The 22,388-nt window shown below is 67.2% G+C and carries 25 protein-coding genes, 3 tRNA genes and 2 pseudogenes; 10 read left to right on the top strand and 20 right to left on the bottom strand.

Features of this window, described 5'->3' with window-relative positions:
• Positions 1 to 9: 9 nt before the first annotated feature.
• The gene (locus ACNQVK_RS06695; RefSeq protein ID WP_418028898.1) at positions 10 to 903 is read left to right on the top strand and encodes an SAM-dependent methyltransferase; all 894 of its coding nucleotides are present in this window, start codon (positions 10 to 12) and stop codon (positions 901 to 903) included.
• A gap of 38 nt (positions 904 to 941) precedes the next feature.
• Here the strand turns inward: ACNQVK_RS06695 and ACNQVK_RS06690 are convergent.
• The 3 genes from ACNQVK_RS06690 to ACNQVK_RS06680 all read right to left on the bottom strand — a co-directional run bounded on the left by ACNQVK_RS06690 (position 942) and on the right by ACNQVK_RS06680 (position 2,028).
• Positions 942 to 1,032 (bottom strand) — tRNA-Ser (locus ACNQVK_RS06690).
• 40 nt (positions 1,033 to 1,072) lie between these two features.
• Positions 1,073 to 1,525: a nucleoside deaminase gene (locus ACNQVK_RS06685; RefSeq protein WP_044513746.1), complete on the bottom strand. Its 453-nt coding sequence runs from the start codon at positions 1,523 to 1,525 to the stop codon at positions 1,073 to 1,075.
• Positions 1,522 to 2,028 carry a tRNA adenosine deaminase-associated protein gene (locus tag ACNQVK_RS06680; protein ID WP_276130012.1) on the bottom strand — a complete coding sequence of 169 codons (507 nt, stop codon included), beginning with the start codon at positions 2,026 to 2,028 and terminating at the stop codon, positions 1,522 to 1,524. Before ACNQVK_RS06680 ends, ACNQVK_RS06685 begins: the two co-directional genes overlap by 4 nt.
• A gap of 98 nt (positions 2,029 to 2,126) precedes the next feature.
• Between ACNQVK_RS06680 and ACNQVK_RS06675 the strand changes: the two genes are divergently transcribed.
• A complete protein-coding gene (locus tag ACNQVK_RS06675) occupies positions 2,127 to 3,071 on the top strand; it encodes a prephenate dehydrogenase (RefSeq protein ID WP_418034004.1) in 945 nt (314 codons plus the stop codon).
• Here the strand turns inward: ACNQVK_RS06675 and ACNQVK_RS06670 are convergent.
• Genes ACNQVK_RS06670 through ACNQVK_RS06650 form a run of 5 tightly spaced genes read right to left on the bottom strand, consistent with a single transcriptional unit; the run spans position 3,034 to position 7,101 of the window.
• Positions 3,034 to 3,621 (bottom strand): putative glycolipid-binding domain-containing protein, encoded by a 588-nt coding sequence (locus tag ACNQVK_RS06670; RefSeq protein WP_418028897.1) that lies wholly within the window; start codon positions 3,619 to 3,621, stop codon positions 3,034 to 3,036. The two genes, ACNQVK_RS06675 and ACNQVK_RS06670, sit on opposite strands and share 38 nt — an antisense overlap.
• Complete coding sequence (locus ACNQVK_RS06665; RefSeq protein ID WP_418028896.1) at positions 3,618 to 4,412, bottom strand: ABC transporter permease; 795 nt, start codon at positions 4,410 to 4,412, stop codon at positions 3,618 to 3,620. The genes ACNQVK_RS06670 and ACNQVK_RS06665 overlap by 4 nt, the downstream gene beginning before the upstream one ends.
• Positions 4,409 to 5,080, bottom strand: a complete 672-nt coding sequence (locus ACNQVK_RS06660; protein WP_418028895.1) for an ABC transporter permease — start codon at positions 5,078 to 5,080, stop codon at positions 4,409 to 4,411. Before ACNQVK_RS06660 ends, ACNQVK_RS06665 begins: the two co-directional genes overlap by 4 nt.
• Positions 5,081 to 5,083: 3 nt before the next feature.
• On the bottom strand, positions 5,084 to 6,190 hold the full coding sequence (locus tag ACNQVK_RS06655) for an ABC transporter ATP-binding protein (protein WP_418028894.1): 1,107 nt from the start codon (positions 6,188 to 6,190) through the stop codon (positions 5,084 to 5,086).
• A complete protein-coding gene (locus ACNQVK_RS06650) occupies positions 6,187 to 7,101 on the bottom strand; it encodes an ABC transporter substrate-binding protein (RefSeq protein WP_418034003.1) in 915 nt (304 codons plus the stop codon). Before ACNQVK_RS06650 ends, ACNQVK_RS06655 begins: the two co-directional genes overlap by 4 nt.
• Positions 7,102 to 7,256: 155 nt before the next feature.
• Between ACNQVK_RS06650 and ACNQVK_RS06645 the strand changes: the two are divergent.
• A pseudogene (locus ACNQVK_RS06645) lies at positions 7,257 to 7,660 on the top strand (lipopolysaccharide assembly protein LapA domain-containing protein).
• A 4-nt stretch (positions 7,661 to 7,664) separates the two neighbouring features.
• Here the strand turns inward: ACNQVK_RS06645 and ACNQVK_RS06640 are convergent.
• Together ACNQVK_RS06640 and ACNQVK_RS06635 are read right to left on the bottom strand one after the other, a co-directional pair.
• Complete coding sequence (locus tag ACNQVK_RS06640) at positions 7,665 to 8,687, bottom strand: phosphotransferase family protein (protein ID WP_418034001.1); 1,023 nt, start codon at positions 8,685 to 8,687, stop codon at positions 7,665 to 7,667.
• Between the two features lie 9 nt (positions 8,688 to 8,696).
• Positions 8,697 to 9,305: a histidine phosphatase family protein gene (locus ACNQVK_RS06635; protein ID WP_418033999.1), complete on the bottom strand. Its 609-nt coding sequence runs from the start codon at positions 9,303 to 9,305 to the stop codon at positions 8,697 to 8,699.
• 49 nt (positions 9,306 to 9,354) lie between these two features.
• On the opposite strand from ACNQVK_RS06635, the gene ACNQVK_RS06630 reads away from it, so the two are divergent.
• Both ACNQVK_RS06630 and ACNQVK_RS06625 read left to right on the top strand, forming a co-directional pair.
• A complete protein-coding gene (locus tag ACNQVK_RS06630) occupies positions 9,355 to 10,110 on the top strand; it encodes an SDR family NAD(P)-dependent oxidoreductase (protein WP_418028893.1) in 756 nt (251 codons plus the stop codon).
• Positions 10,111 to 10,175: 65 nt separating this feature from the next.
• The gene (locus ACNQVK_RS06625; RefSeq protein WP_418028892.1) at positions 10,176 to 10,916 is read left to right on the top strand and encodes a GntR family transcriptional regulator; all 741 of its coding nucleotides are present in this window, start codon (positions 10,176 to 10,178) and stop codon (positions 10,914 to 10,916) included.
• Between the two features lie 52 nt (positions 10,917 to 10,968).
• Here the strand turns inward: ACNQVK_RS06625 and ACNQVK_RS06620 are convergent, their stop codons facing one another.
• The 6 genes and pseudogenes from ACNQVK_RS06620 to ACNQVK_RS06595 all read right to left on the bottom strand — a co-directional run bounded on the left by ACNQVK_RS06620 (position 10,969) and on the right by ACNQVK_RS06595 (position 18,078).
• Complete coding sequence (locus tag ACNQVK_RS06620; protein WP_418028891.1) at positions 10,969 to 12,303, bottom strand: MFS transporter; 1,335 nt, start codon at positions 12,301 to 12,303, stop codon at positions 10,969 to 10,971.
• Between the two features lie 188 nt (positions 12,304 to 12,491).
• Positions 12,492 to 13,190, bottom strand: coding sequence for a phosphonatase-like hydrolase (locus ACNQVK_RS06615; RefSeq protein ID WP_418028890.1), 699 nt, complete (start codon positions 13,188 to 13,190; stop codon positions 12,492 to 12,494).
• A gap of 26 nt (positions 13,191 to 13,216) precedes the next feature.
• On the bottom strand, positions 13,217 to 14,356 hold the full coding sequence (locus ACNQVK_RS06610) for a TIGR03364 family FAD-dependent oxidoreductase (RefSeq protein ID WP_418028888.1): 1,140 nt from the start codon (positions 14,354 to 14,356) through the stop codon (positions 13,217 to 13,219).
• Positions 14,357 to 14,444: 88 nt separating this feature from the next.
• A pseudogene (locus tag ACNQVK_RS06605) lies at positions 14,445 to 16,321 on the bottom strand (alkyl/aryl-sulfatase).
• An 18-nt stretch (positions 16,322 to 16,339) separates the two neighbouring features.
• Positions 16,340 to 17,206, bottom strand: coding sequence for an NAD(P)-dependent oxidoreductase (locus ACNQVK_RS06600; protein WP_418028887.1), 867 nt, complete (start codon positions 17,204 to 17,206; stop codon positions 16,340 to 16,342).
• Positions 17,203 to 18,078 carry an NAD(P)-dependent oxidoreductase gene (locus tag ACNQVK_RS06595; RefSeq protein WP_418028886.1) on the bottom strand — a complete coding sequence of 292 codons (876 nt, stop codon included), beginning with the start codon at positions 18,076 to 18,078 and terminating at the stop codon, positions 17,203 to 17,205. Before ACNQVK_RS06595 ends, ACNQVK_RS06600 begins: the two co-directional genes overlap by 4 nt.
• Positions 18,079 to 18,181: 103 nt before the next feature.
• Between ACNQVK_RS06595 and ACNQVK_RS06590 the strand changes: the two genes are divergently transcribed.
• Positions 18,182 to 18,520: a winged helix-turn-helix transcriptional regulator gene (locus ACNQVK_RS06590; RefSeq protein ID WP_418028885.1), complete on the top strand. Its 339-nt coding sequence runs from the start codon at positions 18,182 to 18,184 to the stop codon at positions 18,518 to 18,520.
• Here the strand turns inward: ACNQVK_RS06590 and ACNQVK_RS06585 are convergent.
• Positions 18,517 to 19,014 (bottom strand): metallophosphoesterase family protein, encoded by a 498-nt coding sequence (locus ACNQVK_RS06585; RefSeq protein WP_418028884.1) that lies wholly within the window; start codon positions 19,012 to 19,014, stop codon positions 18,517 to 18,519. The genes ACNQVK_RS06590 and ACNQVK_RS06585 overlap by 4 nt on opposite strands.
• Before the next feature lie 64 nt (positions 19,015 to 19,078).
• Here ACNQVK_RS06585 and ACNQVK_RS06580 point away from each other — a divergent pair, with 64 nt between their 5' ends.
• Both ACNQVK_RS06580 and ACNQVK_RS06575 read left to right on the top strand, forming a co-directional pair.
• On the top strand, positions 19,079 to 19,435 hold the full coding sequence (locus tag ACNQVK_RS06580; RefSeq protein WP_409548010.1) for a Fe-S protein: 357 nt from the start codon (positions 19,079 to 19,081) through the stop codon (positions 19,433 to 19,435).
• A gap of 103 nt (positions 19,436 to 19,538) precedes the next feature.
• Positions 19,539 to 19,952, top strand: a complete 414-nt coding sequence (locus tag ACNQVK_RS06575) for a hypothetical protein (RefSeq protein ID WP_276129996.1) — start codon at positions 19,539 to 19,541, stop codon at positions 19,950 to 19,952.
• Positions 19,953 to 20,012: 60 nt separating this feature from the next.
• On the opposite strand, the gene ACNQVK_RS06570 is transcribed toward ACNQVK_RS06575, so the two are convergent.
• Together ACNQVK_RS06570 and ACNQVK_RS06565 are read right to left on the bottom strand one after the other, a co-directional pair.
• Positions 20,013 to 20,085, bottom strand: a tRNA-Arg gene (locus ACNQVK_RS06570).
• 37 nt (positions 20,086 to 20,122) lie between these two features.
• A tRNA-Ser gene (locus ACNQVK_RS06565) sits at positions 20,123 to 20,214 on the bottom strand.
• Positions 20,215 to 20,302: 88 nt separating this feature from the next.
• On the opposite strand from ACNQVK_RS06565, the gene hisC reads away from it, so the two are divergent.
• Together hisC and ACNQVK_RS06555 are read left to right on the top strand one after the other, a co-directional pair.
• Complete coding sequence (hisC, locus tag ACNQVK_RS06560) at positions 20,303 to 21,385, top strand: histidinol-phosphate transaminase (protein WP_418028883.1); 1,083 nt, start codon at positions 20,303 to 20,305, stop codon at positions 21,383 to 21,385.
• Complete coding sequence (locus tag ACNQVK_RS06555; RefSeq protein ID WP_418028882.1) at positions 21,382 to 21,843, top strand: DUF4334 domain-containing protein; 462 nt, start codon at positions 21,382 to 21,384, stop codon at positions 21,841 to 21,843. Before hisC ends, ACNQVK_RS06555 begins: the two co-directional genes overlap by 4 nt.
• On the opposite strand, the gene ACNQVK_RS06550 is transcribed toward ACNQVK_RS06555, so the two are convergent.
• On the bottom strand, positions 21,840 to 22,385 hold the full coding sequence (locus tag ACNQVK_RS06550) for a TIGR03086 family metal-binding protein (protein WP_418028881.1): 546 nt from the start codon (positions 22,383 to 22,385) through the stop codon (positions 21,840 to 21,842). The genes ACNQVK_RS06555 and ACNQVK_RS06550 overlap by 4 nt on opposite strands.
• Between the last annotated feature and the right edge of the window lie 3 nt (positions 22,386 to 22,388).

Here is a 22,388-nt window from a genome sequence, read left to right as displayed (position 1 = left end):
GGGGATCAGATGGACCGACCGCAGCTGCCCACAACCTTGACCGGACCACCGCTTACCGCTGTCGGCGTCGCCGTCATCCGAGCGCGCGAAACCCAACGGGACGACCGGCTCTACGCCGATCCGTACGCCGCCCGGTTCGTCGAGGCAGCTCAGCAGGCATATCTGGACCCCGCCGCACCGGAGGGTGCCGAACGCACCTGGGCGACGGTGTTGCAGTTGGCCGACGCGATGTATGAGGCCCGCACAATCGGCGTCCGCATCGTCGACGACGCACTGACCGAAGCCGCGACGGCCGGGCGCACGCAGATCGTGCTGATCGGCGCCGGGTTGGACACCCACGCGTTCCGAACGACGTGGCCCGGCCCCGTCAAGCTGTTCGAGATCGACCTGCCCGAGCTCTTCACGTTCAAAGAACCGATACTGCGCGACGCCGTCGCGACCTGCGAACGCCACCTCATCGAGGCCGACCTCGCAGCCGGAGACTGGCCGGAAGCGCTGGTGACCAACGGGTTTGATCCGGCCATCCCCACGCATTGGGTCGACCACGCACTGATGACACTCCCGACGGACACGGCGCGCGCCGGGGTCGAGGCGATCACCCGATTGTCCGCGCCCGGCAGCCGGTACGGATTCCCGACGATGGGCCGCCAGAGCTTCGACACCACTCTGAAATCGGTAGAGGGCGCCGCGGATCTGTACCGCACCATGTCCAATGTCGACCGCGGCCTTGGTGACGACGCCCGGCAGTGGATCGAAACCCTGGGATGGTCAACATCTTTCATCAGCTTTTCCGAGCTGGCCGCGCGCTATCCCCGCACGGTCGGTTCGGATACCGGCAGCGGAACCGTCACTGCCACCCGCTTGGGGCCCAGCCGCGAGGCGGCCGGCATGACCGGCACATGAAAAACCCGCTCCCTGCGATCACAGGAAGCGGGTTTTTATGGCGGTGGCGGAGGGATTTGAACCCTCGGACGGGGGTTACCCGTCACACGCTTTCGAGGCGTGCTCCTTAGGCCGCTCGGACACGCCACCGTGTGGCAGCTTACCGGGCCAGCGCCGCTGGCCCTAATCGTCACCGCTGGGCCGCGAAGAACTCCTCCAACAGCGCCGCGCACTCGTCGGCCAGGACCCCGCCGACCACCTCGGGGCGGTGGTTGAGCCGGCGATCACGCACCACATCCCACAGCGAGCCGACCGCCCCGGTCTTGGGTTCCCACGCGCCGAACACCACCCGCGCCACCCGGGCCAGCACGAGTGCGCCCGCGCACATCGTGCACGGCTCGACGGTCACGGCCAGCGTCGCACCTTCGAGCCGCCACCCGTCGCCGAGCACCCGGGCGGCCTCACGCATCGCCACGATCTCGGCATGCCCGGCCGGGTCGCCGGTGGCCTCGCGGACATTGGCCGCGCGGGCCAGTTCGGTGCCGTCGGCCGCGAACACCACCGCGCCGATCGGCACATCACGAGGACCGGCCGTCCGGGCAGCGTCGAGGGCAGCGCGGATCAGGGCTTCGTCAGAGGTCACCGACCGAGCCGGTCGAGCACCGCCGACAGCTCGTCGGCGAAGCCCATCTCGCGGGCGATGCGCCCGATCTGCTCATCGGCATACAGGTCGGTTTCGGACAGAATCACGCCGAGCACGTCCTCGTGCAGACCGATGTCGGACAGCACCGAGAGGTCGCCCTCCTCGAAGGGATCGGAATCTTCGAGATCCTCTTCTTCCAGGTCAGCGTCCAAATTCTCCAGCGCCTCGGCGGCGATGTCGTAGTCCAGCGCAGCGGTGGCATCCGACAGCAGCAACCGGGTTCCCGCCGGTGCCGGCCGCACGATCACGAAAAACTCGTCGTCCACATCGAGCAGCCCGAAGACCGCCCCGGCACTGCGCAGCTCACGAAGCTCGGTCTCCGCCGCGGTCAAACTCTTCAACGAGGACGACCGCATGGGGGCGCACCGCCACTTGCCTTCCTCTCGGACAACGGCCACCCCAAAGCCATCAGGCAGGTCTGCCGGTGCACGCTGTGCCTCCATGCCCGCCTACGGTAGTCGCCGACCAGCAATTTTGACAGGGATCACCCTCGGCCCCGGTGCGGTCGGTATGCCAGTCTTGAACCGTGACGAACACACCGGTGTGCGTGCTGGGCCTTGGCCTGATCGGTGGCTCGCTGATGCGTGCCGCTGCCGGGGCCGGCCGCGAGGTCTTCGGCTACAACCGGTCGATGGAGGCCGTCGCGGCCGCAAAGTTCGACGGGTTCGACGCCACCGAGAATCTCGACGAGGCGCTGGGCCGCGCTGCCGACCGCGATGCGCTGATCGTGCTGGCCGTGCCGATGCCGGCCCTGCCACAGCTGCTCGACCACATCCGAGACACCGCGCCCAAGTGCGCGCTGACCGACGTCACCAGCGTCAAAGGCGCAGTGCTCGACGAGGTCGGCAAGTTCGGGTTGCTGCAGAACTTCGTCGGTGGCCATCCGATGGCAGGCACCGCGCACTCGGGCTGGTCGGCCGGCGACGCCGGACTGTTCACCGGCGCCCCCTGGGTGGTCAGCGTGGACGATCACGTCGACGCGCAGGTCTGGTCGCAGGTCACGCAGCTGGCTCTGGATTGCCGCGCGGTGGTGGTGCCGGCCCGATCCGACGAGCACGACGCCGCCGCGGCCGCCATCTCGCACCTGCCGCACCTGTTCGCCGAAACCCTGGCCGTCGTCGCCGGTGAGGTGCCGCTGGCCTTCGCCCTGGCCGCCGGATCCTTCCGCGACGGCACCCGCGTGGCGGCCAGCGCGCCGGACCTGGTGCGGGCCATGTGCGAGGCCAACTCCGAACAGCTGCTGCCCGCGCTCGAGCAGGGCATCGAACTGCTGACCCGCGCCAAGGAAACCCTGGCCGCCACGGGTTCGGTGGCCGACCTGGTCGAGACGGGTCACGCCGCGAGGATGCGCTACGACAGCTTCAGCCGCCCCGAGATCATCACCACGGTGGTGGGCACGGACAACTGGCGGGCCGAGCTCGCCGCGGCCGGACGTGCCGGCGGGGTGATCAGATCCGCTCTGCCAGTCCTGGGTAATCAAGGATGAAGCCGTCGGAATCCACCGTGATGGTGGTGTCGGCGACCGGCGAGCGCAGCTTCACCGGGGCTCCGGGACCGGAACTGGTGTAGCTGATGTGGGCGGTGTCCACCGAGAAGTCGGGCAACCGTACGTAGACCACCGGCAAGGTCACCGACTCAGCCCGCTGATGCAGGCCGGTCCGCCGGATCGGCAGAGCATTGAAGAACGGGCTGAACACCACGTCGACGTCGAGCGCGCCGCCGAAGTCCGAGCGCTTGGTCTGCGTGTGGTCCTGCACCAGCCACATGTTCTCCTCGTCGCGGGCGATGGAGAGCTGGCGTTCCCGCTCGGCCAGGGTGACGGTGAGCGACAGCCGCTTGGTGGCGCCCGTCTCGTCGGTGACCAGGTCATAGGAGGCCGAGAACGCCGGGTGGGATTCGGTGGCGGCGGCCACAATCCGGCCGTAGGCCTTGATCCGGTTGCCCGACAGCTGAACCCGCACGGACTCCATCCGGGGTTCATCGTGCGCCCGCCAGGTCAACACCGCTGGCCAGACACGGTCCTTCTCGTCGCTCACCCGTCTACCGTATGCGACGAGACTCGGCCTTCGTAGCCGAGTCCGGAACTCCCCCGCGCGCTCCCCCGGGCAGGTGACTCGAGGGCCACCTCGTCGTCGAGCAACGGCTGCGGAATCCGGCGCTGACGTCCCAACCGGCCACTACCGGGCACCGACAACCACACCGCGAACGCCAGCGCGGCATCGAGAATCAAGGCCAGCGCCGTGACCATGAGCGCGCCCACCAACGCGATGTGGAACTGACGCACCTTGATGCCGTCGATCAGATACCGGCCCAGCCCGCCGAGGCTGGCATAGGCCGCGACCGTCGCCGTCGCCACGATCTGAAGCGTCGCGGTGCGCAGCCCGCCCACGATCAACGGCAGCGCATTGGGCACCTCCACCCCGAACAGCACGCGCCGCTCGGTCATCCCCATCGAGCGGGCCGCGTCGACGACGGCAGGGTCGACGTTCGCGATGCCGGCATAGGTCCCGGCCAACAAAGGTGGGATGCCCAGCAGCATCAGCGCGACCGTCGGCGGTACCAGCCCCAGCCCCCACAACAGCACCCCGAGCAGCAGCACGCCGAGTGTGGGCAGGGCGCGCAATGCGTTGACCCCGGTGACGACCAGGAAGGTGCCCCGCCCGGTGTGCCCGATGAGCAGGCCGACCGGGATCGCGATCACCGCCGAGGCCACCACTGCGACCACGGTGTACTGCAGGTGTTCGACGATGCGGGCGGCCAGGCCGGCGGGCCCGCCCCAGTTGGCGGCGGTGAAGATGAAGTCCAGTGCCTGCTGCAGGAAGTTCATGCGGCCGCCTTGACGCGCCCGGTCCGTGGCTTGCGGGACGTTCTGGTCCACGGCGTGATCGCCCTGCCGGCCAACATGATCAGGCTGTCGATGATGACGGCCAGCACGAAGATCGCGATGATCCCGGCGATGATCTGGTCGCTCTTGTTGGACTGATAGCCCTCGGTGAACCAGGTACCCAGGCCGCCGATACCGATCACCGAACCCACCGACACCATCGAGATGTTGGTGACCGCCACCACGCGCAGACCCGCCACCAGCACCGGGATGGCCAGCGGAAGCTCCACCTTGAGCATCCGCACCAGCGGCCGGTAGCCGATCGCGGTCGCCGCGTCCCGCACCTGCTCGGGCACCGCGTCGAGCGCCTCCGGTACCGCCCGCACCAACAGTGCCGTGGTGTAAAGGGTCAGCGCCACAATGACATTGGCCTCATCCAGGATCCGGGTCGGGATGATCAGCGGCAGCACCACGAACAACGCCAGCGACGGGATGGTGAAGATGATGCTCGCCGTGAGGGTGGTCATCCGCCGCAGTGCGGTGGTGCGCTGAACCGCCGCGCCGAGCGGGACGGCGATCAGCAGCCCCAGCACGATCGGCACCAACGACAACCGCAGGTGCACGACGGTCAACACCCACAGGTCGTCGAGATGGTTGAGCAGATATCGCATGAGCTACCCCAGCTCCGGGACGCGGCGCTGCTCCCTGAGTGCCTCGAGCACATCGTCGGCCCGGACGCCACCGACGAGCTTGCCGTCCTCGTCGACCGCGACACCGAGGCCGCTCGGTGAGGACAGCGCGGAGTCCAGCGCCTGCCGCAGGTTGCCGTCGGGCGGGAAGAACGACCCACCCCCGATGGTGCTGTCGTAGAGCGCATTGCCCTTGCGGTGGACCTCGACGCCCTCGGCGTTGATCCACGCGAAGGGCGTGCCGGATTTGATGACCAGCCGCCACTCCCCCGGGCTGAGGTTCAGTGCGTCGATGTCGTCCTCGTCGACGTGCTCGATCTCGTGCAGGGGCAGGCCGCTGGCGTGAAAGAACTGCAGCCCGCGGTAACCGCGGTCGGCGCCGACGAATCCCGACACGAGTTCGTTGGCCGGATTCGACAGGACAAACGCGGGATCGGCGTATTGCAGCAAGGCGCCGCCGCGGCCGAACACCGCGACCTTGTCCCCGAGCTTGACCGCCTCGTCGATGTCGTGCGTGACGAAGACGATGGTCTTGCGCAATTCGCTTTGCAATCGGAGGATCTCGGCCTGCAGATCTTCGCGCACCACCGGGTCGACCGCGCTGAAGGGCTCATCCATCAACAGGATCGGCGGGTCCGCGGCCAGCGCGCGGGCCACCCCGACGCGCTGCTGTTGTCCGCCCGACAGCTGGGCCGGATAGCGGTCGGCCAGTTTCGGGTCGAGCCCCACCCGTTCCATCACCCCGATCGCGGCCTTGCGGGCACTGCGCCGGGATTCGCCCCGCAACACCGGCACGGTCGCGACGTTGTCGACCACCCGCAGATGCGGCATCAGCCCGGCGCTCTGGATGACGTAGCCGATCCCGAGCCGCAGCTTGACCGGGTCGACGGTGCTGATGTCCTCCCCGTTGACCGTGAGGGTGCCCGAGGTGGGATCGATCATCCGATTGATCATCCGCATCGAGGTGGTCTTGCCGCAGCCCGACGGTCCGACGAACACCGTCAGCGTGCCCTGCGGCACTTGCAGATTCAGGTTGTCGACGGCGACTGTGCCGTCGGGGTACTGCTTGGTGACGTTCTCGAAGGTGATCATCGCGTCACCGGCTTGTCGAATCCGTTGTCCCTGATCCACTTTTCGGCCGCCTCGTCGGGGTCGACGCCGGCATTGCCCTCCACCGCGGTGTTCAACTCGATCAGGGCTTCGGTGGTGAGCTTGGCCGACACCGCGTCGAGCACGGTCTTGAGTTGATCGGACATCTTCTGCGAGGCCACCAGCGGAACGACATTGGCTGCCAGGAAGACGTTCTTGGGATCCTCCAGCGGCACCAGGTGGTACTGCCCGATCGCCGGTGAGGTGCTGAAGATGTTCGCGGCCGTGACCGCGCCGCTGTTCAGCGCTTGAACGGTGGCCGGCCCGCCACCATCGCTGATCGCGACGAAGTTGACCGGTGCGATGTCAAGGCCGTACCGGGATTTCAGGCCGACCAGCCCCGTCTGGCGGGTCTGAAACTCCGATGGTGCACCGACTTTCACCTCGGCCGAATGCGCGGCCAGGTCCGCGATGGTCTTCAGGTTCCAGCGCTGGGCGGTCTCGGCGGTGACGGCGAGGGTGTCCTTGTCCTCTGCCGGTGAGGGATAGAGGATCGACAGGTCCCCGGGTAGGGCCTTCAGCAGCGCGATCAACACCTGGTCGGAGGTCGTGGCGGTCGCCTCGGCGTCGAAGTACTGCAGGAGATTTCCGGTGTACTCCGGGATCAGATCGATCGAGTGATCCTGCACCGCAGGCACATATGTCTCGCGGCTGCCGATACCGAACTGCCTGCGGATCTGAAAGTCATTGGCCTCCAGCGCCTGGGCATAGATCTCGGCGATGATCTTGGACTCCGGGAAGTCAGCGGATCCGACCGTGATCGATTTCAGGTCACCCGAGATGGGTCCACCGCCCAGCGGATTGGAGCTTCCGCAGGCCACCGCCAGCGGCACGATCAGGGCGAGCAGGGTCATCGCGATTGCCAGGGTTTTGCGCTGCACAGGCGCATCCTTTCGGCGACGGCGGCGGGACGATCAGCCTCTGACGACCCTAACGGCACACCCGACATGCCGCCGCGCTTTACCTCAGGGTGGTTTGCTTTGAGGCCTTGACGGGCAAAGATGTCAGTATGACCAGCGATCCGTCTGCATCGCCCGATTTGCCTGAGCCGACGCCGAATGTGCCGGTGCCACCGTCGCCCGACCCAGGCAAAGTCCCCGATGCCGGCAAGCCCCCCGCCAAGTCGGGTAAGTCGGGTAAGGCCACCGAGCCCAAACTGACCCGCGCCGGGGCCCTGTGGTCAGCGTTGATCCTGGGTTTCCTGGTGCTGATCGTGCTGCTGATCTTCATCGCGCAGAACACCGCCGCGGTCCCGCTCACCTTCCTGAGCTGGCATGGTCGTTGCCGACGGGCGTGGCCATCCTGGGTGCCGCGGTGGCCGGCGGCCTGCTGACCGTCGCCGCCGGATCGGCACGGATCTTCCAGCTGCGCCGCGCGGCCAAGAAGAACTTCAAGGCCGCCCAGCGCGACTGACACCTCAGCCCAGGGCGCTCAGTCCCGAGGCGATCGCCGGGGCCACCGCCGCGCCGACGCTTGAACTCCCCGGCGCCTCGGAGCCCTGACGCGCACGGAAGTCGATGCCCGCGGCAATGATGGCTGCCTTGAAGTAGGCCAGCGCCATGTAGAAATCCCAGTGCGCCAGCTCCTGGCCGGACTGCACCGAGTACCGGTTGGCCAGATCGTCGGCCGACGGCATCTGCGGCGAGCTCCACGCCGCTTCCATGCTCAGGATCAGGTTGAACATCGGGTCGCGGTACACGCACATCAGCGCGGCGTCGCTCAACGGGTCACCCAGGGTGGACAGCTCCCAGTCCAGCACCGCGAGGACCTTCGTCGGGTCCTGTGCGTCCAGGATGGTGTTGTCGATGCGGTAGTCACCGTGGACGATCGAGTTGCGGCTCTGCGCCGGAACCGAATCCGCCAGCGCCTGATGCAGGCGCTTGACGTCGTCGTCGCGGGGATCGTCGGGCAGGCGGACCAGGTCCCACTGCGAACCCCAGCGGCGCACCTGGCGTTCCAGATAGCCCGCGGGCTTGCCGAAGTCGCTGAGACCGACCGCGTCGGGGTCGACCGCGTGCAGGTCGGCCAGCACCCGGATCAGGGCGTCGACGCTGTCGCTGATGACCTGCTCGTCGCCCATCGCGGCAAGTTCCGAAGCGCTGCGGACCACCTGGCCCGCGACGTTCTCGACCATCTGGAACGGCGCCCCCAGCACGGAGTCGTCGTTGCTCATCGTCACCGCACGGGCCACCGGCACCGCGGTGCCTGACAGGGCCGCCACCACCTTGTACTCGCGGGCCATGTCGTGCGCGGACGGGGTCAGACCGTGCAGCGGCGGACGCCGCAACACCCACGCCGAGGCGTCGTCATGCACCCGGAAGGTCAGGTTGGAGCGGCCACCGGCGATCAGTTCGGCGCGGAGCTCACCGCTGCGGGCAATGCCCTCGGAACGCAGGTGCCGGTCCAGCGCGGCGAGGTCGAGGCCCTCCAGATTCGTCACGGTCATTGTTTACCACCGCACGTTTCGCGGCAGCAGGTCCCATACGTGCTCGGTGCCGTTCACCGAGGCGACGGCCAGCTTGCCCGAGCGGGACGACAGCAGCCGGGTGACCGAGGCGTAGTCGACGTGGAAGGACAGCAGCCGCTCGGTGCCCAGGATCTGGTGCAGCAGCACGTTGATCACGCCGCCGTGGCTGAACACCGCGACGGTGCCGTCATGGTCGCCGGCGGCCACCAGCTCCTCGACGGCCGCATTGATGCGCGCCATGAAGGCGTTCTCGTCCACGCTGCTGGGCAGATGCCCGCTCACCAGCCGGGCCAGCTCTTCGGGGTTCTCCTTCGCGATCTCCTCGATCGGCACGTAGTGCGACATGTCGCGGTCGTACTCGGCGAGCCGTTCGTCGACCTCGACCTGCAGTCCCAGCTCGGCGGCGAGCGGTCCGGCGGTCTGGATCGCGCGCCGCTGCGGGCTGCTGACGAGCCGGCTGACGGGGAACCGGGACAGGGCGGCGGGCAGGCGCTCCGCCTGCGCGATGCCTTCCTCGGACAGGTCGGGGTCGGACCCTTGACCGGGCTCGCTGCGCAGCGGTAAAGCATGTCGGACCAGAAGCAGTTGCACCGTGCCACCATAGGGCCGCGGTGCGCGACGGCCGGAGAGGGTCATCACCATGGGATATGCCGACGAGTTGTTCGACCTCACCGACCGGGTGGTGCTGGTCACCGGCGGCAGCCGCGGGCTGGGCCGCGAGATCGCGCTCGCGGCGGCGCGCTGCGGCGCCGACGTGGTGATCGCCAGCCGCAACCTGGATTCCTGCGTGGCCGCGGCCGAGGAGATCGCCGCGGCCACCGGTCGCGCCGCCCTGCCGTACCAGGTGCACGTGGGCCGCTGGGATCAGCTCGACGGTCTGGTCGAGGCGACCTACGAGCGGTTCGGGAAGGTCGATGTGCTGGTCAATAACGCCGGCATGTCACCGCTGTACGAATCGCTCGGCTCGGTCACCGAGAAACTGTTCGACTCGGTCTTCAACCTGAATCTCAAAGGGCCGTTCCGGCTTTCGGCCCTACTCGGTGAACGCATGGCGGCCGACGGCGGCGGCGCGATCATCAACGTCAGCTCATCCGGATCGCTGCGCCCCGACCAGTACATGCTGCCCTACGCCGCAGCCAAGGCCGGTCTGAACGCCATGACCGAAGGCCTGGCCAAGGCGTTCGGGCCGACCGTGCGGGTCAACACCCTGATGGCCGGGCCGTTTCTCACCGATGTCAGCAAGGCCTGGGACATGGCCGGCGAGCCGTTCGGCCACCTCGCCCTGCGACGGGCCGGCAACCCACCCGAGATCGTCGGCGCCGCACTGTTTCTGATGTCGGACGCATCCAGCTTCACCACCGGCTCCATCCTGCGGGTGGACGGCGGCCTGCCCTGAGCAGGGCACGGTACTGTAGCCCAGTAGCAAACTTGTCATGACAACCTGACCGAAAGGTGATGCGGATGGCGGGGCCCCGTTCGCGCCACGAGCACGTCGCCGCCGAGTTGCGCCAGCGCATCACGCGTGGGGACTACGCCATCGGTCAGCCGCTGCCCACCGAGAGCGCACTGTGCGCGGAGTTCGACGTGTCCCGCGGGCCGGTGCGCCAGGCCCTGGCCACCCTGAAGAACGAAGGCCTGATCCGGGTCTCGCGCGGCAAGCCGGCGGTGGTCCGCAGCCATGACGCCACACAGACGCTGGACACCTTCACGCCGTTCACCCAGTGGGCCGAGCGCGTCGGCCGTACGGCGGGTAACCGCACGATCGAGGTGGCGCGCCGCCGCGCTTCCGAAACCGCCATCGAGGCATTGGGTTTGACGGCCGACGACTTCGTGGTCGAGGTGCTGCGCGTACGCCTGCTCGACGGTGAGCCGGCGATGATCGAGCGCAGCACGTTCATCGAATCCGTGGGATCCCTGCTGTTCGAATTCGACACCGACTCGGGCTCGATGACCGATTACCTCGCCGGCCGCGGCGTGTACTTCGACTCCATGGAGCACGTTCTCGACGCGGTCGCGGCCGGGCCCGACGACGCGGCGAATCTCGGGATCGCACCGGGCAGTCCCCTGTTGCGGGAGCGACGCGTCTCGCGCGATCAGCACGGTGTCGTCTTCGAATGCGCCGATGACCGTTACCGACCGGACGTGGTCACGTTCAGCATCGTCAACGCCCGCACCAAGTTCTCCTCCGCCGAGCAGACATAAAGTCGCACCCTCCGGGTTCGGAGAGTGCGACTTTACGTCTGCTCGCGGGGGGTTAGTCTGCGGCGGGCATCCGGTTCCAGTGCGGGATGAGCAGCAGCATGGAGAGCAGTGCGGCACCGGCGAATCCGTAGAACAGCGTCGACGTACTCAGGTAGCCGGGCAGCAGTCCGCCGAGAATCGCACCGACCGAACCGCAGCAGTTGATGAAGCCGGCCGCGGTACCGGCGTGCTTGGAAGTACCGAAGTCCACCGCGGCGACACAGGAGATCATCGCGTCGGCGCCGTAGACGCTCAGCCCGATCAGACCGAGCACCACCACCATGACCCAGGCACTCCCGGTCGCGGTGAGCGGACCGAACAGCGCCAGCACCGCAACCAGGATCGCCAGGCTGATCACACAGGCCGGCACCCGTCGCGCGTTGAAGACCCGATCCGAGATCCGGCCGAGCAGGATCGGAGCGATCACACCTGCGACGCCGAATGCCACCGGGATGGTCACGGCCTGGAACTTGTCCCCGTCCACCAGCCGTTCGGCGACGATCACCGGGCCCCACAGCAGGATCGCGTAGCGGGCCGGCTTGAGCAGGAAGTACGACGCGCCAAGGGTTCTCACCATGCTGTCACTCAGCACCGCCTTCAGTGATTCCCGCCATGACGTGGCCGGTTCGGCGACCGCCTCGGCCTCGGGCGACTCATCGAGTTCGACACCTTCCCGGGCGTCCTGGGATGCCCGGTACTCCTCGATCGGCGGCAATCCGACGTCCTGCGGGCGGTTGCGCTGGAACAGCAGCACGAGCACGAACACCCCGACCACGATGGCGGCCCCGGTGAAAAACGCCGCCCGCCACGAACCGAACACGTCGTAGGCGGCCCAGCCCAGGATCGGTGCGGCCACCAGGCCGCCGAATGCGTAGTTGGTGCTCCACAATCCGAGAACCCGACCGCGTTCTCCGATCGAGAAGAACTGGGCCATGTTGCTCAGCGTCGGGGACCAGCCGGTGGACTGGGCCAGGCCTTGCACGATCATCAGCGGCAACAGGAACACCAACGCGGGCAGCAGGCCCATGAAGACGGTGGCGATCGCTGATATTGCCAGTCCGCCGAGGATGACCACCCGTGGGCCGAAGCGGTCGGAGACCTGGCCCCAGACGAACTGCCCGGCGGCGTAGGCGGCGAGGTAGGCCGCATCGAGGTTGGCCAAGGTGCTCTTGGTCAGGTGCGTGCTGAGGATCGGGTCTTCGAGGATGCCGAGCTTGGCGACGGAGAAAGCCTGGCGGGTGAAATAGAAACCGGCATAGGCGATCCAGGTGACGGCGAAGATCTGGAAGCGCCAGCGCTTGTAGCGCGGAATGGTCGATGGCGTGGTGGGAATCGCGGTTTGGGTCATGAGAATGCACCTCTGGTGGGCGTGCTGCAGGCAGGCGGTGTGCTGACGGGCCGGGGCAGATTGCCGAGCGAGTGTGGCCGAACGTCAAAGGCAGGTTTCTCTTGCGAGAACGGTGCAGAGAGGAAGTGCGGCGGTCGGGAGGAGCGGCCTACGACCGACCGCCGCAAGGGCTGTGGTGGTGGGGTGAACTATCGCAGAGCTGCCACCAGGGCGGGAAGGTCGGCGACGCTGTCGAGGATGTGCGTGGCGCCCGCGTCGGAGAGCTGGGTCCGGTTGTGGGCGCCGGTCAGCACTCCGATCGAGGCCCGTGCGCCCGCACGTAGCCCGCTGATGACGTCCGAGGAAGAGTCGCCCAGCACGATCATCGAACGCACCGAATCGGTTTCGGTCTGCATCAGCGCGGTCAGCGCCATGTCCGGATACGGCCGGCCCCGCACGCCCGGCGACGGGCACAACACCAGGTCGGCGAGGTTGTGCCAGCCGAGCGCGTCGATGATGGCCGCCTGGGTCTCCCGGGCGAATCCGGTGGTCAGCGCGGTCTTGATGCCGCTGGACCGCAAAGATGTAATGACATCTTCAGCGCCCGGGATGGGGCTGCAGTTGCCCTCTGATACCAGCTGGGCGTAGCAGCGTTCGAACTCCTTGTTCGCGGCCTGCGCCTGCTCCTCGTTGCCCTTGGCCAGGTGCCGGAAGACCACGATCTTGGACTGCCCCATGGTGTCGGAGACGTAGCGCAGCATCTCCTCGCGGTCGGCGTCGGTCTTCGACAGACCCGCGTGATTGTCGGCAGCCAGGAAGGACTGCTGAACCAGCCCGCTGTCCTCGACGGTGGTTCCGGCCATGTCGAACACGACGAGGCTGATCGGATCAGTTGCTTTGGTTCCCATTGGTTTATCCCTTCGAGTTGGATCGTTCAGACGGTGGCGACGAGTCGGTCCAGCGCGTTGCCGACGCTGGCGTGGGCGAGGCCCATGCTGGTGGTCATGCCGATACCGGTGGTGACGGTGACGACGTGGGTGCCCTCGACGGGCTGTTCGATCAGGAATTCCTGACCGGGAGCAGAGGTGTACACGCCCTGCCAGCGCTCGGATACCTCGATGTCATTGACCCCGAACAGTTTCCGGGCCTCATCGAGAAGGACGGCGAAGCCCTCTTCGGATTGGAACGGCGGCGCGGAGATGTCGCGGTAGTGGGTGTCGCCGATCAGCAGCGAGCCGTCGGGCTGCGGGGTGTACATCTGGTGCAGGTCGATCGCGACGTAATCGGGGTGTTCGGCGCGCAACCTGTCGGCCACCGCTTCGGTACTCGGCAGTCCCTCGAATCCCGAATATCTAAGCAGCGACCAACCGGTGAACAGCGGCGCGGGCAGGGTGAAGGCCAGCGGCAACCGGGCCCGCAGCATGTGCAGCCGGCACCGCAGCAGACCGTCGCGTTCGGCCAGCGCCGGGAAGAGCCGGTCGACGTCGTAGTTGACCGTGACGAATGTCGTACCCGCGCGCAGCGGTCCGCGCGAAGTGTGCACCACCCCCGGCTCGAACCCGGAAGCCGCGGTACGCCAATGGAAGTCGACACCTTCACTGGCGAGCCACCGTGCGATCGACGGTGCGGCCGTACGCGGATCGACCTGCAGGTCGTTCGGCAGGTACATGCCGCCGGTGACCCCGGACGACACTACGGGGATCTGCTTGAGGATCTGCTCGCGGCTCAGCAGCCGCACCTCGTCGGCCCCGCGCTCAGCGGCGAACTCGCCCATCACGGCGAGTTCGTCGTCGTGGCGGGCGACGCAGAAGGTGCCCGACTCGGCCGACCAGAACCCCGCCTTGAGGGACAGGTCCAGCCAGTGCCGGCGCCCGTTGCGGGCGTAGTCCCGCGCGATACCGGACTGCGCGGTGATGCAAGCGTGGCCGAAGTTCTGGACCGATGCGCCGACGACACCGTCGGCGTGATCGACAACGGCGACGCTCAGTCCCCGCTGATGCGCGTGATAGGCGTGCGCCAGGCCGACGATGCCTGCGCCGACCACGACGACGTCGTAGCTGTGGTGATTTCCCATGCGGATACTGTGGTCCGCATCACCACAACTTGTCAATACAAGTTCGAGATTTTTACCTCATGTCTATATATGTAAAGTTCCGTTCACCTCACGGCGTCACGATGTCGAAGTTCGGATCGGGCCGGTCCAGCGCCGCCAACAGGGACGGCAGGGCGTCGGCGTCGCCGGCCACCTCCAGTCCGGGGAACTCGTGTCGCCCGCCGCGACGGCCAGCAGTCGCAGCTTGTTCGCCAGCTTCACGGTGGTGCCCGCACTGGCCTCGTCGGCATCGACCTTGCGGTAGACCAGCACCCCGTTGCTGACGGTCACCCGGTAGTTGACGCCGGTATCGAGGAACGTCACGTCGATCGCCAGGTCGAGATCCCACGCCCGGGGTCCGTTGAGGCTGATGGCGAGGACGTCGAACATCTGCTCTGGACTCAGTTGGGCCAGCATCGTCGGCGCCGTCACCTGCCCCGCGGTACCGAACTTGCCGTGGCGCAGCTCGGTGGCACCGGAAAGGAAGAAGTTGCGCCAGGTGGCGTTCTCCGCCCCGTAGGCCAGCTGCTCGAAGGTGTCGGCATAGAGCTCCCGCGCCGCGGCATGCTCGGCATCGGTGAACATCACGTGGTCCAGAAGGGTTGCCGCCCAGCGGAAGTCACCGGTGTCGAAGGCCTGTTGGGCAAGCTCGACGACTCGGTCGGCACCCCCCATCGCCGCCACGTAACGGGGCGCGAGCGCCTCGGGCGGATGCGGCCACAACCGCCCCGGGTTGCCGTCGAACCAGCCCATGTAGCGCTGGTAGATCGCTTTGACATTGTGGTTGACCGAGCCGTAGTAGCCGTGGGCATGCCAGGCTTTCTCCAATGCCGGCGGCAGCTGGAACTGCTCGGCGATCTCGATCCCGGTGTATCCCTGGTTGAGCTGACGCAGCGTCTGGTCGTGCAGGTAGGCGTATAGATCCCGTTGCAGCGAAAGGAATTCCACGATCCGCTCGCGGCCCCAGGTGGGCCAGTGGTGCGATGCGAAGACCACGTCGGCGCGGTCGGCGAACGTGTCGATGGCCTCGGTGAGGTAACCCGCCCAGCCGTGCGGATCGCGCACCAACGCACCGCGCAGGGTCAGCAGGTTGTGCAGATTGTGGGTGGCGTTCTCGGCCATGCACAGCGCCCGGAACTTGGGAAAGTAGAAGTGCATCTCGGCGGGCGCCTCGGTACCGGGCGCCATCTGGAACTCGATCTCGACGCCGTCGATGGTGTGGGTTTCACCCGTGTGGCGGATGTCGATGGTGGGCACGATCATCGCCACCTCACCCGTCGACGTGTTCTGGCCGAGGCCACAACCCACCTGCCCCTGTGGCCCACGATCGAGCTGCGTGCCGTACATGTAGGTGGCGCGGCGGGTCATCGCGGTACCGGCATAGACGTTCTCCTGCACCGCGTGCTCGACGAAACCCTCGGGTGCCAATACCGCAACCTTGCCCGCGTCGACGTCGGCCTGGGAGGTGACGCCGAGGACTCCGCCGAAGTGGTCACCGTGGCTGTGCGTGTAGATGACGGCGACCACCGGCCGATCTCCGCGGTGCGCGCGGTACAGGCCGAATGCCGCGGCCGCCACCTCGGTGGAGATCAACGGGTCGATGACGATGACACCGGTCTCGCCCTCGATGAAGCTGATGTTCGAGATGTCCAGTCCACGCACCTGGTAAATGCCCTCGACCACCTCGTAGAGGCCCTGTTTGGCGCACAGTTGCGACTGGCGCCACAGGCTGGGATGCACCGATGCCGGCGCGTCCCCTTCCAGGAACGAGTAGGCATCGTTGTCCCACACCACCCTTCCGTCGGCTGCCTTCACCACACACGGGTCGAGCGCCCCGATGAATCCGCGGTCGGCGTCCTCGATATCCCTGGTGTCCTCGAACGGCAGGTTCTTCAGATGCGCGCGGTTGGCTGCCTCGATGACTGCGGTGGGTGGCTTCTGCTCCATACCGAAGAGCGTGCCACCTCAGGGTGTAGGCACGGTCACGGCTGACGGAATGATCCGGCTGATCTCGTCGGCTCCGTGCCCGGCGGCGACCGCCGCGTCCACGTAACCCCGGAACGCCTCCAGGGCGCCGGCATCCAAGCCCGCCGAATGTGACGCAGCGACCAGGTGCCGGACCGAGGCGGCCACCGAGGACACCGGGGCACTGGCGTCGCTGTGACGGTCCGCTTCGGTGCGTTCGGCGATCTCGCCGAAGACCGGCGGCAGGATCGCGGCGATGTTGTTCGCGTGCGGCAGCAGCTCGGTGGGGGCGATGCCGTGCGCACGGGCCATCGCGAGGGCGTGCACGAATCCACTGACCGAGGTCCAGAACACATCGAGCAGCGCCATGTCGAAGGCCGCGGCGCGGCCGATGTCCGCGCCGACCCAGCTGACCGTCGCGAGCGCGTCGAACACGGTCCGGTGGGCGTCGAAGAGATCGCGCGGTCCGGCGAAAAGAATACTGGCGCCAGGGGTTCCGATGGTGTCGGTCGGCGTCATGATGGCCCCGTCGAGGTAGCGCCCGCCGCGTGCGGTCACCAGCTCCTCCGTACGGTGCGCCGAATCGGGGACGTCTGAGGACAAACCCACGACCACCCTGCCCGCGATCGCGTCACCCGCGGCGCCCAGCACTGCGTCCGCGGCGGCCTGATCGACGACGTTGACCAGGATGAGGTCACTGGCCGCCACCGCCTCCGCGGGCGAATCGGCCAACACCGCACCGCGGGCACGCAGCGCGCCGGCCTTGGCAGGTGTCCGATTCCACACGGTGGTGCGATGATTCGCCGCCACCAACGCCCCGGCCAGCGCCTGTCCCATCGGCCCCAGGCCGAGCACGCTCACGGTCATGCGGCCGCCCCCTTCTTGATGCTCTCGATGACGCGCGCGAAGCCGTCATCGCCGTGCCCGGCATCGATCTGCCGGTGGATGAGCCGCTGCACCACGTCGACGACCTCGGTGCTGATCCCCTGGTCGCGGCTGGCGTCGACGATGTCACTGATATCGGAGAAGAGCAGGCTCTGCTGGCCGGGGACGGCGTAGTCCCCTCCGTCGATGACGGAGGCGTAGTCGGCGAGCGAGGGCATCAGTGCCGGCAGCCACGCGGCGGTGCGGGTGGCGAACTCCTTCGCGGGTACTCCGGCCGCTCCGACCATCGCAGCGCCGTGGAAAAAGCCGGCGAACATCACGTACATGGCCGACAGGAGCGCCAGGTCGTACAGCGACGCCATGCCGGCGTCGTCGCCGAAGTACTCAGCGCCACCCCAGATTTCCAACAACGTCCGATGGTCCTCGAACAACGTGGCCGAGCCGCTGTAGAGGATCGCCGACTGCGGCGTCGCGATCATCTCCGGCGTCGCCATGATGCCGCCGTCGAGATAGTCGGCCCCGTGCCCGGCCGCCCACCGGGCCAGCTCACGTGCCCCCTCCGGTGACGTCGTGGTCAGGTTCACCACCCGGCGCCCGGCCAGCAGGTGCGCCACCGGGTCGAGGACCTCGTGCACCGACGCCTGGTCGAACAGGCACACCACGATTAGGTCCGCGTCGAGAGCCCCGGCCGCATCCGTCGCTGCGGTGGCGCCTTCGTCGACGAGCGCCGCGGCCCGCGCGGCCGTGCGGTTCCAGACGATGGTCGGGTGCCCCGCTCTGAGAGCTGTGCGGGCCAGCTCCGATCCCATCTCGCCCAGACCGAGAAAACTGACCGAATGGCGTGTGGTTGTCATGCCACCATCGTTGGAGAGACACTGACTACAGGACAAGTACCCACTAAAAAGTGGGATACTTACTTTTTTGAAACTATTGGCCCTGAACTGCAAGGATCCTGCCATGAGCCAGCTGGGCAAGTACACCTGCGGACTCGATGCGGCGTTCGCCGTGGTCGACGGAAAGTGGAAACCGCTCATCCTCTGGGAGCTTCAGGCCGGACCGAAGCGCTTCAACGCGCTGCACCGCAGCCTGCCCGGGGTGTCCCAGAAGATGCTGACCCAGCACCTCAAGGAACTCCAGCGTCATGGCGTGGTGCACCGGGAGAGCTATCACGAGGTGCCGCCGCGGGTGGAGTACTCCATGACGCCCGCAGGCCGGGAGTTGCTCGGATCCCTTGAACCGCTCAGCGATTGGGCCACCAAGCACATCGAGCTGATATGCCAGGAGGAAGCCGGCTAGCCGTCCAGCGTGTGCAGGCTGACATCAGACAGCACCCCCGAGGCGATGCGCGCCGTCATGTAGGTGCAGTACGGCTGGCGCCGACGGTCGGTCGGTGACCCCGGATTCAGCAGGCGCAGACCGGTTCTCGCGGTGGTATCCCACGGGATGTGACTGTGCCCGAAGACCAGGACGTCGGTTCCGGGATAGTCCCTGGCCATCCGGGCCTCCCGCCCGGTGGCCGCACCGGTCTCGTGCACGACGGTGAATCGCAGACCGTCCAGTGTCACGTCGGCCCGCTCGGGCAGTCGCCTGCGCAGTTCCGCCCCGTCGTTGTTGCCCCAGCAGCCGATCAGGTGCGCCGCACGTGAGCTGAGCGCGTCGAGCAGTGCGGGGTCGACCCAATCACCGGCGTGGACAACGACATCCGCCAGGTCCACCTCATCCCACACCTGAGCCGGGAGGTCCTTGGCGCGCTTGGGTACGTGGGTATCGGCGATCAGCAGCAGCCGCATCCAGCCGAGACTAGTTGACGGATACCGACGAGCCCGGGATCTCGCGCCGCTTACACTCCGACGCATGGATCTACTACGCAACGTAGTTGTTTATGCACATCTCATCGGTTTCGCAGTCATGGTCGGCGCCTGGATCGCCGAGGCCGCGGCCCGACGCTTCCTGATCACCCCGGTGATGACCTACGGCATGACGCTGTCTCTCATCACCGGCGTGGCCCTGGCCGCACCCTGGCCGGCCGGCATCGTCCTGAACTACCCCAAGATCGGCACCAAGCTGATCCTCCTGGTGGCGCTCGGCGCGGTACTGGGCATCGGCACCGCGCGCCAGCGTCGCGCGGGCGGCCAACCGGTCATGGGCCTGTTCATCGCCGCCGGCGTGTTGCCCCTGCTCGCGTCGGCGATCGCGGTGCTGTGGAACTGAGGCCCCGGCCTCGAACCTGAGCTGAACCTGAGACGTTCCCGTAAAGTTAACTGGCAAACAACAATTGTCGGCAGGTACGGGAACGATGAGTCACAGACACGCCATGGCAACGGCCAGGGTCATGCGCACGGCGGCATTCACCGGATGCGATTCCCCGCGGGGTGACATCCGCGTGCGGGCGAGGACGCGGCCTGCGGCTTCCGCGCGTCAAACCCACCACGGCGTGTTCGAGCAGCCGCGGCGGCGCCGCTACAGCGGACAGCTGAAGACCTCGACATCCACGGTGGCCGGCCGGTCGCCGTGGATGAACGATCGTGTGACCGTGCTGCGCGGGTTCCTGGCCGATCTGCACGGGCTGCACCTCCCGCTCGAACTCGCCCGGGTCCAGGTGGCCGGCCACATCGAGCTCCTGGTCTCCGTGCTCCGACTGGACCGCCAGACCGCGCGTCAGTTCGTGACCGACGACGTGCTGCGCGAGATGGCCGTCGACATCGCGACAGCCGTCGCCTCCGAGTAGCACTCCCAAACGAAATAAATCGGGGCGCGGTCTGATGACCGCGCCCCGATTTTTTTAGAGTGCGCCCGAAGGGATTCGAACCCCTAACCTTCTGATCCGTAGTCAGATGCTCTATCCGTTGAGCTACGGGCGCCTAGCGTTATTCAGTTGTGCGGTTGACGAGTCAACCTTGGCGGAGGCGAGAGGATTTGAACCTCCGGTCCCCTGTAAGGGGGACAACTCATTAGCAGTGAGTCCCATTCGGCCGCTCTGGCACGCCTCCTTTGAACTTCTGTGAGGGTACCGGACTCCGTCCTGTCGCCCGAAACCGCCGAGGGCACACAGTACACAGCCTCCCCTATCCTGGCCAAGTGAGTATCCGTTTGCGCCCCGAAATGGCCGACCTTCCGGCGTACGCACCAGGCAAAACAGTTCCGGGCGCAATCAAGATCGCGAGCAACGAAACCGTGTTCCCGCCGCTGCCCAGCGTGCGTGAAGCGATCCTGCGAGCCACCGAGAACATCAACCGCTACCCCGACAACGGGTACCTTGACCTGCGCGAACACCTGGCCAAGCACGTCGGCTTCGCGCCGGAGAACATCGCCGTCGGCTGCGGTTCGGTGAGCCTGTGCCAGCAGTTGATACAAATCACATCCGCCCCCGGCGACGAAGTCGTCTACGGATGGCGCAGTTTCGAGATCTATCCGCTGCAGATCCGCACCGCCGGCGCGACGGGCGTCCCGGTGCCCCTGCGTGACGAGACTCACGATCTCGACGCCATGCTCGCGGCGATCACCGACCGCACCCGACTGATCTTCGTCTGCAACCCGAACAACCCGACCAGCACCGTGGTCGAGCCAGAGGCTCTGGCTCGGTTCGTGGCGGCCGTGCCCTCGGACATCCTGATCGTGCTCGACGAGGCCTACGTGGAGTACATCCGCGACGGGTTGGCGCCCGACAGCCTCGGATTGGTCCGGGCCCACCGCAATGTGGTTGTTCTGCGCACCTTCTCGAAGGCCTACGGGCTGGCCGGGCTGCGGGTCGGGTACGCCGTCGCCGACCCGGAGATCGTGACCGCACTGGGCAAGGTCTACGTGCCCTTCAGCGCGACGAGCGTGTCCCAGGCCGCAGCGATCGCCAGCCTGGAGGCCGCCGACGAACTGCTGGCCCGCACAGACGCCGTCGTGGCCGAACGCATCCGCGTCTGCGCCGCACTGCGCGAGGCGGGATACGAACTCCCGCCGACGCAGGCCAACTTCGTCTGGCTGCCGTTGGCCGAACGCACCCTGGACTTCGTAGCCAGGGCCGCCGACAGCCGCATCATCGTGCGCCCGTACGGTGAGGACGGCGTGCGGGTCACCATCGGCGCACCGCACGAGAACGACGCCTTTCTGGAGTTCGCCCAACGCTGGATCGCGGGTGACGCCGGGACTCGGACAGGAGAGACCAAGTGAGCGACGCACGCGGCACGTTCGACGGATTCGTCAGCCGCGAGGGGCAGATCCCCGACGCCGAACTCGACGCGTTCTGGGCGCTGCTCCGGCCCGCCAGCATCGACTTCATGCTCGGTGAGTGGAAGGGCGGCGAATTCCAGACCGGGCACAAGGCCAACGGATTCATGAAGCGGCTCAACTGGTTCGGCAAGACGTTCCGCTCTGCCGCCGAAGCGCAGCCGCTGGTGTGCCTGGACGGCGACGGCAACAAGTTCTCCAACACCGAGGCCATGAACGGCGAGGCCAGCCTGTGGCTGGAGGAGTTCCGCGGTGAGGTGACCGCGACCATGGTCTACGACGGCCGTCCCGTGCACGACCACTTCAAGGTGGTCGACGACAACACCGTGATGGGCATCATGAACGGCAAGGGCGCCGTCGTCGACGGCCGCTACCTGTACTTCTTCCTGCAGCGCGTCTAGCCCGTCGGCCTGCGGCCGGTAAAGGCCAGCAACCGGTCCAGCGACCGTGCGCCCGCACCGATCTCGACCGGGTCGTCGAAGCCGGCGCGCACACGTCCCTCGGGCGTGATGATCTCCCGCGCCCACCCCAGGACGCACTCCGGTTGCTCATCCGGCACGTCGACCGTCTGCCCGGTTGCCGCGGCGTAATCCCAGGCGTGCACCAGGAATTCCAGAGACAGGATCCGGGCCATCATCTGTGCCGGCGCCTCGCCCTGCCCGAACGGCACCGTGCCGTCGACCCCGCGCCCTCGCCACGCCGCCACGGCAGGCCGCGCCGCGCTGAGCACCTGGTCCTCCACCGAGGTGTCGGGGTCGCGTTCGGGAATCTGTGCCCCGGCCGCCGAGCCGATCAGGGTGATCGAGTTCGGGAGATGGTCCGTCAGCCCCGCAACGTCGAACTCGCGACAAGGGGTCGGACGGGACAGATCGTCCGCGATGATGCCGTGGAGCACGCGTTGCAGCACGTCGAGCGTGGCCTCGGCGCCTTCGAGTTCATCCATACT

It is taken from the genome of Mycobacterium sp. 134, assembly GCF_048282715.1.
Classification (GTDB): domain Bacteria; phylum Actinomycetota; class Actinomycetes; order Mycobacteriales; family Mycobacteriaceae; genus Mycobacterium; species Mycobacterium septicum.
The sequence above is the reverse complement of the archived record's forward strand: the minus strand, read 5'-3'. Positions and strand labels throughout refer to the sequence as shown.